Annotated in this window: 9 protein-coding genes; all 9 read left to right on the plus strand. The window is 44.6% G+C overall.

Annotation, left to right across the window (positions count from 1 at the left end):
• Positions 1-58: 58 nt before the first annotated feature.
• Positions 59-808: a flagellar basal body rod protein FlgF gene (locus BCT49_RS15725; RefSeq protein WP_004736179.1), complete on the plus strand. Its 750-nt coding sequence runs from the start codon at positions 59-61 to the stop codon at positions 806-808.
• A 21-nt stretch (positions 809-829) separates the two neighbouring features.
• Entirely contained in the window at positions 830-1,618 is a 789-nt protein-coding gene (gene flgG / locus BCT49_RS15730; protein WP_004736180.1) for a flagellar basal-body rod protein FlgG, read from the plus strand.
• 151 nt (positions 1,619-1,769) lie between these two features.
• Positions 1,770-2,546 carry a flagellar basal body L-ring protein FlgH gene (flgH, locus tag BCT49_RS15735; RefSeq protein WP_102436441.1) on the plus strand — a complete coding sequence of 259 codons (777 nt, stop codon included), beginning with the start codon at positions 1,770-1,772 and terminating at the stop codon, positions 2,544-2,546.
• Between the two features lie 93 nt (positions 2,547-2,639).
• Complete coding sequence (locus tag BCT49_RS15740; protein WP_017106350.1) at positions 2,640-3,731, plus strand: flagellar basal body P-ring protein FlgI; 1,092 nt, start codon at positions 2,640-2,642, stop codon at positions 3,729-3,731.
• A 10-nt stretch (positions 3,732-3,741) separates the two neighbouring features.
• Positions 3,742-4,677: a flagellar assembly peptidoglycan hydrolase FlgJ gene (gene flgJ / locus BCT49_RS15745; RefSeq protein WP_102436443.1), complete on the plus strand. Its 936-nt coding sequence runs from the start codon at positions 3,742-3,744 to the stop codon at positions 4,675-4,677.
• 209 nt (positions 4,678-4,886) lie between these two features.
• Entirely contained in the window at positions 4,887-6,767 is a 1,881-nt protein-coding gene (flgK, locus tag BCT49_RS15750; protein ID WP_102436445.1) for a flagellar hook-associated protein FlgK, read from the plus strand.
• Between the two features lie 9 nt (positions 6,768-6,776).
• Positions 6,777-7,967 (plus strand): flagellar hook-associated protein FlgL, encoded by a 1,191-nt coding sequence (gene flgL / locus BCT49_RS15755; RefSeq protein WP_004736186.1) that lies wholly within the window; start codon positions 6,777-6,779, stop codon positions 7,965-7,967.
• 422 nt (positions 7,968-8,389) lie between these two features.
• Positions 8,390-9,526, plus strand: a complete 1,137-nt coding sequence (locus BCT49_RS15760; protein ID WP_004736187.1) for a flagellin — start codon at positions 8,390-8,392, stop codon at positions 9,524-9,526.
• A 709-nt stretch (positions 9,527-10,235) separates the two neighbouring features.
• Positions 10,236-11,293, plus strand: a 1,058-nt coding sequence (locus tag BCT49_RS15770; RefSeq protein ID WP_102436447.1) for a flagellin, incomplete at its 3' end; no start/stop codon positions are given.

The raw sequence follows: 11,293 nt of genomic DNA on the forward strand, positions 1-11,293 counted from the left end.
AAATATTGGCACAGTGTTTGCTTTATTAGCCCCAGAAGATGATTTTTGGAGCAAAATTATGGATCGTGCACTGTTTCTTGCCATGAGTGGCGCTAAGCAAAATATGCAAGCTTTGCAGCTACGTGCTAACAACCTTGCCAACGTAAGTACAACGGGTTTCCGTGCTGATTTAGCACAAGCACGTTCAATGCAAGCGTACGGTGAAGGCATGCCTACTCGTGTTTTCAGCATGACAGAACGTCCGGGTCATAATTTCGCACAAGGTAGTGTGGTCACCACTGGCCGCGATCTCGATGTCACGATTCAAGGTGATGGCTGGATTTCGGTAATGGACAACACGGGCCGTGAAGGTTTAACACGTAACGGTAACCTAAAGGTTGACCAAAACGGTTTGCTAACGAACGCAAGCGGTCATTTAGTGTTAGGTGAGAACGACGCACCCATCACGCTACCTATTCCTATCAGTAAAGTAGAAATCGGCACAGACGGTACCATTTCGGTGATTCCTCAAGGCGCTCCAGCTGAAGAATTAGCGATTGTCGACCGTATCAAACTTGTGCGTCCAGATAATCAAAGCTTATTTAAAGATACGAATGGTCTATTCCGTTCGAAAAACCCAGATCAGGCATACGAAGCAGATGCAGCAGTAACGTTGCTAAAAGGTGCCATCGAAGGCAGCAACGTAAATGCTGTTGGTGAAATGACCAGTCTAATTGACCTACAACGTCAATTCGAAATGCAGGTCAAGATGATGAGCACAGCAGAGGAAATGGACAAGTCGTCTGATTCACTGCTTCGTATGAGCTAATAGAATTTAAAGGAATTTGCTATGCATCCAGCATTATGGGTAAGTAAAACAGGTTTAGACGCCCAACAAACCAATATCTCAACAATTTCAAACAACCTTGCCAACGCCTCAACCATTGGTTTTAAAAAGAGTCGTGCGGTATTTGAAGATCTGTTCTATCAGAACATCAATCAGCCGGGTGGCCAATCGTCTCAGAACACTGAGCTGCCAAGTGGTTTGATGTTGGGTGCCGGTTCTAAAGTCGTGGCAACTCAAAAAGTTCACACTCACGGTAACGCACAAACGACATCGAATAGCTTAGATATGATGATCGAAGGTGACGGCTTCTTCCAAGTTGAAATGCCAGACGGCGAAACAGGCTACAGCCGAAATGGTCAGTTCACACTGAACGGTGATGGCGCGATCGTAACGTCGGGTCAAGGTTATGCTCTGCAACCAGAAATCGTTATTCCTGAAGATGCGATTTCGGTGACGGTTGGTAACGATGGTGAAGTGTCTGTTCGTCTACGTGGTGAGCAAAACAACGTCGTGGTTGGCCAAATCACCATTACTGACTTCGTAAACCCAGGTGGTTTAGAGCCAGTAGGTCAAAACCTTTACTTACCAACGGGCGCAAGTGGCGATCCGCAAGAGGGCGTTCCGGGCTTCGATGGCTTGGGTAACATCCGTCAGTCGATGCTAGAAACATCGAACGTAAACGTAACCGAAGAGCTGGTTAATATGATTGAAGCTCAACGTGTTTACGAAATGAACTCGAAAGTTATCTCGTCGGTAGACAAGATGATGAGCTTTGTTAACCAACAGCTGTAATTGGTTTATTTGCCGTTTACTGACTTATTTACCGTTTACTGACTTATTTACCGTTTACTGACTTATTTACAATTAATAGATCTGTTTCTTGTGGATAAACGAGTTTCTATTCATTGATCTATTTACCATTGCCTGCTGAGAGTATATCGCCATGAAACGTATTTTTTGTTTAGCCCTGGTTTTGTCTATGACAGGCTGTGCTGTACTGGATCCTATTGAAACTCCAGCACAAGAAAACGCGACCACAGTCGTTGATGCAGTGGAAGGCGATAAGTCGGCTGAAGAGAGCTCTGGCATTATTGATACCCTTCGTGGCAGAACCGATCCAATCGCAGGCGATCCTGCATGGGCGCCAATCAACCCAAAGAAGAAACCTGAACACTATGCCGCAGCGACAGGTTCACTGTTCAATGTGAGCCATATTGGCAGCATGTACGATGATTCAAAGCCTCGCGGTATTGGTGACATCATCACTGTTGCACTCGATGAAAATACACGAGCGACCAAAAAAGCCAACGCAGACATGTCTAAGTCGAACGACGCGTCAATGGAGCCATTGGCCGTTGGTGGTCAAGAGCTAACCATAGACAAGTACAACTTCTCTTACGACTTGAGTAACACCAACACCTTTGCTGGTGATACCTCAGCCAATCAAAGTAACAGCATCAGTGGCTACATCACCGTAGAAGTGATCGAAGTATTAGCCAATGGCAACCTAGTAGTTCGTGGTGAAAAGTGGATGACACTGAACACAGGCGACGAGTATATCCGTCTAAGTGGCACCATCCGCCCTGATGATATTGATTTCGAGAACACCATTGCTTCGAACCGAGTTTCTAACGCACGAATTCAGTACTCAGGTACTGGCGTTCAGAAAGATATGCAAGAGCCTGGATTCTTGGCACGATTCTTTAATGTATCTTTGTAGAGCTTGAGACAGTGTCGACATACTGACACTCCCTGAATTATCTAATTTCAAGCTAACTCATTATAAATCAAAGCAATACAGACAGGTTACTCAATGAAAAAACTGACACTCGTACTATTCGGCATGCTATTTCTTGCCACCAGTGCCCATGCTGCGCGTATTAAAGACGTGGCAAAAGTGGCGGGTGTTCGTAGTAACCAACTTGTCGGCTATGGTTTGGTTACAGGTTTGCCGGGTACCGGTGAGACAACTCCCTTTACCGATCAAACGTTTAACGCAATGCTGCAAAATTTTGGCATTCAATTGCCGCCTGGCACCAAGCCAAAAACCAAAAACGTAGCGGCTGTTATCGTGACCGCGGAACTGCCTGCTTTCTCTAAGCAAGGTCAGGAAGTTGACGTCACCGTTTCTTCTATTGGTTCTGCAAAAAGCCTACGTGGTGGTACCTTGCTACAAACCTTCCTAAAAGGTTTAGATGGTCAAGTGTACGCGGTAGCACAAGGTAACTTGGTGGTAAGTGGCTTTAGTGCTCAAGGTAACGACGGCTCTAAAATCGTCGGTAACAATCCTAATGTCGGCATCATCTCTAGTGGTGCGACGGTTGAACAAGAGATCCCAACTCCATTCGGTCGTGGCGATTACATCACTTTCAACCTCATTCAATCAGATTTCACAACAGCTCAGCGTTTGGCTGATGCGGTGAATAATTTCCTAGGTCCGCAAATGGCTTCAGCGGTCGACGCGACTTCAGTAAAAGTTCGCGCACCACGTGAAATCAGCCAACGTGTGGCTTTCCTCTCTGCCATCGAAAACATCGAATTTGATCCTGCAGAGGGCTCTGCAAAAATCATTGTTAATTCACGTACTGGTACGATTGTGGTTGGTAAGCATGTTCGTCTAAAAGCCGCTGCGGTAACGCACGGTGGCATGACGGTCGCAATCAAAGAAAACCTCAACGTGAGCCAACCGAATGCATTCTCTGGTGGCCAAACAGTGGTGGTTCCTGATTCAGATATTGAAGTAACCGAAGCCGATGGCAAGATGTTCAAATTTGAACCGGGCTTAACGCTGGATGATTTGGTTCGTGCAGTCAATGAAGTGGGCGCAGCGCCTTCTGATTTAATGGCAATCCTTCAAGCACTGAAACAAGCGGGTGCGATTGAAGGCCAATTGATCATTATCTAGGGGATAAAGCATGATTAAGAATAACAATGACATCGGCTTTATTCACGACATCGGCAGTTTAGACCGTCTTCGTCAACAAGCGGTAAACGGTGAAGAAGGTAGCGAAAAAGAAGCACTCACAGCAGCGGCAAAACAGTTTGAATCGATTTTTACATCTATGTTGTTCAAATCGATGCGTGATGCAAACTCTAGTTTCAAGTCAGATATGCTGAACAGCCAGAATGAGCAGTTCTATCGTCAGATGCAAGATGACCAAATGGCGAGTGAACTCAGTGCATCAGGTTCGCTTGGTCTTGCGGATATGATTGTTGCTCAGCTAAGTGCAGGCCAAGCAAGCGACGCGACAGAAGATAAGGTTCGCAGTGAAGGTTTTGATACCTCACTGGAAAGACCTCAGTATTCAGGTCGTTCAGAAGAGAAAGTCTCTGAAGTTCAATCTGCTAAGTCAGCAACAGCGCTGTCAGCAGCAAAACAACCCGCTTCATTTGATTCCCCAGAATCGTTTGTTACGTCGATGAAACCTTACGCTGAAAAAGCGGCGAGCGCACTCGGTGTTGACTCGTCACTGCTATTAGCACAAGCGGCACTTGAAACAGGTTGGGGCTCTAAGATGATTAAGAACTCTTTGGGCAACAGTAATAACCTATTCAACATCAAAGCAGATAGAAGTTGGAAGGGCGATAAGGTCGCGACTCAAACGCTTGAGTTCCATGGCAAAACAGCTGTTAAAGAATCCGCTTCTTTCCGTTCTTACTCTAATTTCGAAGAGAGCTTTAATGATTACGTGAAGTTCTTGAACGAAAACCCAAGATACGAAACAGCGCTACAGCATCAAGGCAATTCAGAGAATTTCATCAAAGGCATTCATCAAGCCGGTTACGCAACTGACCCTAACTATGCTGACAAGGTTTTACGAGTTAAAGCTAAAATTGATGAGATGAACTAGCGTCATTAATCAACATCGAGAGCTTGCTATTGGCAGGCTCTTTTCTTATCTGTCCCTTCCGATCTTGCCACGTCTTTCATCGTTATCTCCTTATACTTCAATAAATTATTGCCTTTTAGTCCTCTGTTTTTCCTATTGGCACATATATTGCTTTTTAAACCAGTAGTTAATCAGTTTATCCTGATTTTGTTAAGTTTTTTGGGGGCATTATGGCGTCGGATCTTCTGAATGTAGGGGCACAAAGTGTTCTTACGGCTCAGAGACAGCTAAACACCACAGGTCATAACATTTCTAACGCCAACACAGAGGGCTATAGCCGTCAGTCTGTGATTCAAGGTGTGAACGACCCGCGCCAGTACGGTGGGCAATCCTACGGTATGGGTGTGCATGTGGAAAATGTTCGCCGCTCTTGGGATCAGTTTGCCGTTAAAGAACTTAACTTATCGACAACCAATGCCGCTAACAAAGGCGATACCGAAGCCAACCTCGATATGCTGTCGAGCATGTTGTCGTCGGTCGCTTCAAAGAAGATTCCAGAAAACCTCAATGAATGGTTTGATTCTGTTAAGACTCTCGCTGATACCCCGAATGATGTGGGTGCGCGTAAAGTCGTGTTAGAGAAAGCAGGGCTTGTCACTAAAACCTTGAATGAATTTCATGAAACGGTGCGTCAACAGTCTGATTCTACGAATAAAAAGTTAGAAGTCGGCATTGAACGTGTTAACCAAATTGCGGTTGAGATTCGTGATGTTCAGCGTCTGATGATGCGAACACCAGGGCCTCACAATGATTTACGAGATCAGCACGAAAAGCTGATCAATGAGTTATCTGGCTACACCAAAGTGACGGTAACGCCGCGCTCTAATGCGGAAGGATTTAACGTCCATATTGGTAATGGTCATACCTTAGTTTCTGGTAGTGAAGCAAGTCAACTGAAGTTGGTAGATGGTTTACCTGATACGCATCAGCGTCGACTAGCGATAGTTGAAGGTAAGTCTTTGAAGCCGATTACCAGTAATGATATCGATGGAAAAATCGGTGCCATGCTCGATATGCGAGACGAACATATCCCTGACATCATGGACGAGCTTGGACGTTTGGCGACGGCTTTCTCTGAGAAAGTAAACTCACTTCAATCACAAGGTTTGGATCTCAATGGCAACGTTGGCCAAGACATTTTCACCGATGTGAACTCTGAGCGCGTGGCGAAATCACGCGTGACGGCTGGTAGCCAATCAAAGGCTGATGTCGCCGTATATATTGATGACACCTCTGCCTTAAAAGGCGGCGAGTACGGTCTTAAATATGACGGCAGTGACTATGTCGTGACCAAGCCTGATGGTGAAACGGTAAAAGTTAGCACTAATGCAGCTGGTAATGCTTTTTATCTAGATGGTATGCGAGTCGAAGTTCGAAACCCGCCTGAATTGGGTGAGAAGCTGTTACTGCGTCCAACTCGTAATTTTGCTGCTCAGATTCAGATGGAAACCAAAGACCCTAGAGATATTGCCGCACAAAGTTATGAGGCATCGACAACGTTCGCAAAAGGCTCGGCGGGGTTCAAGATCCTAGCGGCCGGTCAACTGCGTGAGTTTGAAGTGATTGTTTCACCAAAAGGTGAGCAGTTTGCCGTGACTGACCCTAAAGGCAATATTTTAATGCAGCCGCAGCCGTACCCACCTGAAGGGCCGGTTACGATTAATGGCACGACTTTCGAGTTGACCGCTGGCGCTGTGGTAAACGATAAATTTACGGCAAACCTTGTCCCATCAGAGGGTGACAACGGTAACTTGCGTAAGCTGCAAGATCTCCAAACCGGTAAGATCTTGAATGATGGTGAGTCTACGATTTTAGACCTTTACCACAACTTGAATACCAACACGGGCCTGAAAGCGTCGACGGCAAATCGCTTAAGCGACATTGCCACCTTAGAAAAGGAATCCGCTCAGGAACGTATTGCTTCAGTGTCGGGGGTTAACCTCGATGAAGAAGCGGCAAATATGATGAAATTTCAGCAAGCGTACATGGCTTCCTCACGCATCATGCAAGCGGCCAATGATACGTTCAATACTATTTTGGCTCTGAGGTAGGAAGTATAAATGTTGAATCGTATTTCTAGCTTCCACAATTACCAATCTGTTCAGAACGACTTGCGCCGTCAAGAGAACAAGATACATCACAACCAAGCACAACTTGCTTCCGGTAAGAAGTTGCAGTCGCCAAGTGATGATCCTCTTGCGACCCACTATTTACAAAATATTGGTCAGCAATCAGAGCAGCTTAAGCAATATAGTGACGCAATCGTCTTGGTTCGTAATCGATTGGAGCATCACGAAGTATTGGTCTCCAACACCGAGGGTTTTGCTGATGAAGCTAAGCGAACCGTGATGGAAATGATTAACGGTGCGCTCTCTCCAGAGGACCGTTTAGCGAAGAAACGCGAGATCCAAGAGCTATCGAATAACTTTCTGCACCTAGCTAACTCTCAAGATGAGTCGGGTAACTATACATTCGCAGGCACTAAGCCGAAGAATCAACCCTTCTTTAGAGATAATCAAGGTAACGTCAGTTATCAGGGCGATGACTATCAGCGAAAGATGCGTGTAGCGAGTAGCTTCGAGATGGCAATGAATGATCCGGGCAGTAAGTTATTTATGGAAATAGATAACCCGTTTGGTGATTACGAACCTCAGTACGAACTTGAACCCGCTTCTGAATTACTTTTGGAACGTGCGACGAACTCAGCTGAAGATGGGTCAACGTATAAAGTGACGTTCGTTGATATGCAGACCGGAAATTATGCTTATCAACTTGAAAAAGATGGCGCTGTGGTGGCTGCGGAAGACTTTGATCCTTCGACTGGCATTGTCTACGAAGGGCTGAATATCCAAATCAAAGGACAAATCACTAAAGGTGATTCGATCACCTTAGAACCGCGAGAGACCTTCTCTATCTTTGATACGTTCAAAGAAGCGGCTGAACAGGCTGAAAACCCGGTATCGGATGCATCAGCAACAGCGAAACTGCACCAAGTAACCGAAGAGTTCCATGCTGCGTTTATCCATTTGACTAAGGCAAGAACCGATGTTGGTGCGCGTTTAAGTACGCTGGATATTCAAGAGCAACAACATGAAGATTTTAAGTTGTCTTTAGCCAAAGCGAAAAGCAACTTTGAAGATTTGGATTACTCGAAAGCCATCATTGAGTTCAATGAAAACTCTCGAGCATTGCAAGCTTCTCAACAAGCGTTTGGTAAAACCAAAGACCTGACCTTGTTTAACTATATTTAATAATCAATCGGTATTTAGTGGTGAATTAACCCTCACCATTGAAGTTAGATTCTTTGCCGTATGTGCTATGCCGTATGAGCGAATCACTTCAACCTTTGCCGGTTTTTTATACAGGATATCATCTGTTTGAAAATAGCGGCAAAAAGCGGCAATGGGTCAATGAAGGTACTTTTTTTTCCCAAGCTAGTTAAACCAAATCGAGTTAAGTTTTAATTTAAGTGATTGATTTTACGTATATTAAAAATTAATCAAAACAGTATTAAACTTGGCATATAACTTGTATCTGTGTTGGTCATAAAATGATTTATACAGATCTTAAACTCTGCATAGGGTTTAGCGAGTAATACACGGTCAGTGCTTATCCATATGAGAGTAAAGCTGGCCGCTTCGCAGAAAGTTTGCGAACTCATAAGGAGAGCAAAATGGCTATTAATGTAAGCACTAACGTTTCTGCTATGACAGCACAGCGTTACCTGAATAAAGCGTCTAATGATTTAGCGACTTCTATGGAGCGTTTGTCATCAGGACATAAAATCAACAGCGCGAAAGATGATGCAGCCGGTCTACAAATCTCTAACCGTTTAACGGCGCAATCACGTGGTTTAGACGTGGCAATGCGTAATGCCAATGATGGTATTTCAATTGCACAAACCGCTGAAGGCGCGATGAACGAATCAACTAACGTACTACAACGTATGCGTGATCTGGCGATTCAATCATCAAACGGTACGAACTCGGCAGCGGAACGTACCGCGCTTAATGAAGAGTCTTCGGCACTTCAAGATGAGCTAAACCGTATCGCTGAAACGACCTCTTTTGGTGGCCGTCGTCTATTGAATGGTTCATTTGGTGAAGCATCTTTCCAGATTGGTTCTAGCTCTGGTGAAGCGATGATTATGGGACTCACTAGTGTTCGTGCTGATGATTTCCGTATGGGCGGCACTACGTTCGATTCTGAAAATGGTAAAGATAAAAGTTGGGAAGTGCCGCCAACGGCGAGCGACCTTAAGTTTGAATTCAGAACCAAAGCAGGTGAAGACATCGTTCTAGATATCAATACCAAAGCGGGTGATGATATCGAAGAGCTTGCTACTTACATTAATGGTCAATCTGATCTTGTAAACGCATCGGTTACCGATGATGGTCGCATACAGCTATTCGTTGCTGAACCTGACCTTGACGGTGCAATGTCGATCTCTGGTGGCCTAGCATCTGAGCTAGGTATTAAGAGTGAAGGCCGTGCAACATCGGTTCAAGATATCAGCCTGACTAGCGTTGCAGGTTCACAAAACGCAATCAGCGTGATTGATTCTGCAATGAAGTACGTAGATTCACAGCGTGCTGATTTGGGTGCTAAACAGAACCGTCTAAGCCACAGTATTAATAACTTGGCAAACGTTCAAGAGAACGTAGACGCTTCTAACAGCCGAATCAAAGATACGGACTTTGCGAAAGAGACGACGCAAATGACCAAATCACAAATTCTGCAACAAGCAGGTACTTCGATACTTGCTCAAGCAAAACAGTTGCCTAACTCTGCAATGACACTATTGCAATAGTTATTGGTTGAACTTGCTGCTCGTGTTCAGACGTGAGCCATGCAGCAAGGGAAACTGGCAAGCATACTTACTATGAGTGTTTAGCTCTCTCATCTCTCACCTGCTATTCATTTTTACGGTAAGAATGCAACGGCGCGTCAGAAATGTGTTCATTTCTCGATGATCTCCACACAGGCTCTGACCTGCCAACTAGCCCCGGTTCTCTCAAAGGAAAAGGGGCTTTTTCCTTTCTGTTCTTTATCTCTCTCTGTTTCCTATATTTCTTATTTCTTATTTCTATCTTTCTGCTTTCTTGTCTTTTACGTTTCCCACTGGTTACTAACTTTAGTTTTCTGATCCTTAAGTTTCCATTCAACCCATTTTCTTCGTTACAAATGCTCTCCTTGGCTAGATAAATTGCACAATCTTTAAGCCCATCTGTGATCTTTGGTGATTGATCATTTCTGAGCTTTGAGCAACTTGAACGTCAGTTAGCGTGTTTTTTGAACAAATTCGGATCTTTAGCCAATTAAATCCAATCGTTGTTTTAGAAAAGCGTTAAATTTAAGTTTATGATAAATATGAAGTTAATATTTTATTTGTGGTTTTTTAAAAGTTTTTCTAAAGCTTCGGGATTTTGAGCCGTTATTAAAAGTAACTTTGAGAGAACTACTTGGTTTTCCGAGACGTCGGAAACCGCTATACCGGAAAATCAATTGGAGAAATCACCATGGCAGTGAATGTAAATACAAACGTTTCAGCGATGACAGCGCAACGTTACCTAAACAACGCAAACAGCGCACAACAAACATCAATGGAGCGTCTAGCTTCTGGCTCTAAAATCAACAGCGCAAAAGATGACGCTGCGGGCCTACAAATCTCTAACCGTTTGAACGTTCAGAGCCGCGGCCTTGATGTTGCTGTTCGTAACGCGAACGACGGTATCTCTATTGCACAAACTGCTGAAGGTGCAATGAACGAGACAACCAACATCCTGCAACGTATGCGTGATTTGTCTCTACAATCTTCAAACGGCTCAAACTCAAAATCTGAGCGTGTAGCGATTCAAGAAGAAGTAACAGCACTGAACGACGAACTGAACCGTATTGCGGAAACCACGTCTTTTGGTGGCAACAAGCTGCTTAACGGTACTCACGGTACTAAATCATTCCAAATCGGTGCGGATAACGGTGAAGCGGTAATGCTTCAACTGAAAGACATGCGCTCTGATAACGCTCAGATGGGTGGTAAGAGCTACCAAACTGAGAACGCGAAAGACAAAGACTGGAACGTTCAAGCTGGCGCAAACGACCTAAAAATGTCGTTCACTGATAACTTCGGCCAAGCACAAGAAATCGATGTGTCTGCGAAAGCGGGCGACGACATCGAAGAGCTAGCAACGTACATCAACGGTCAACAAGATTCTGTTAAAGCGTCTGTAACTGAAGACGGTAAGCTACAAATGTTTACTGGTAACAACAAAGTTGAAGGCGAAGTGGCATTCTCTGGCAGCCTTGCTGGTGAACTAGGCATGCAACCTGGTAAAGATGTAACAGTTGATACTATCGACGTAACATCAGTTGGCGGTGCACAAGAATCTGTAGCAGTAATCGATGCGGCACTTAAGTACGTAGACAGCCACCGTGCTGAACTGGGTGCTTTCCAAAACCGTTTCGACCACGCTATCAGCAACTTAGACAACATTAACGAGAACGTTAACGCATCTAAGAGCCGTATTAAAGATACCGATTTCGCGAAAGAAACGACTCAGATGACTAAGTCTCAGAT

It is taken from the genome of Vibrio lentus (genome assembly GCF_002875945.1).
Classification (GTDB): Bacteria; Pseudomonadota; Gammaproteobacteria; order Enterobacterales; family Vibrionaceae; genus Vibrio; species Vibrio apostichopi.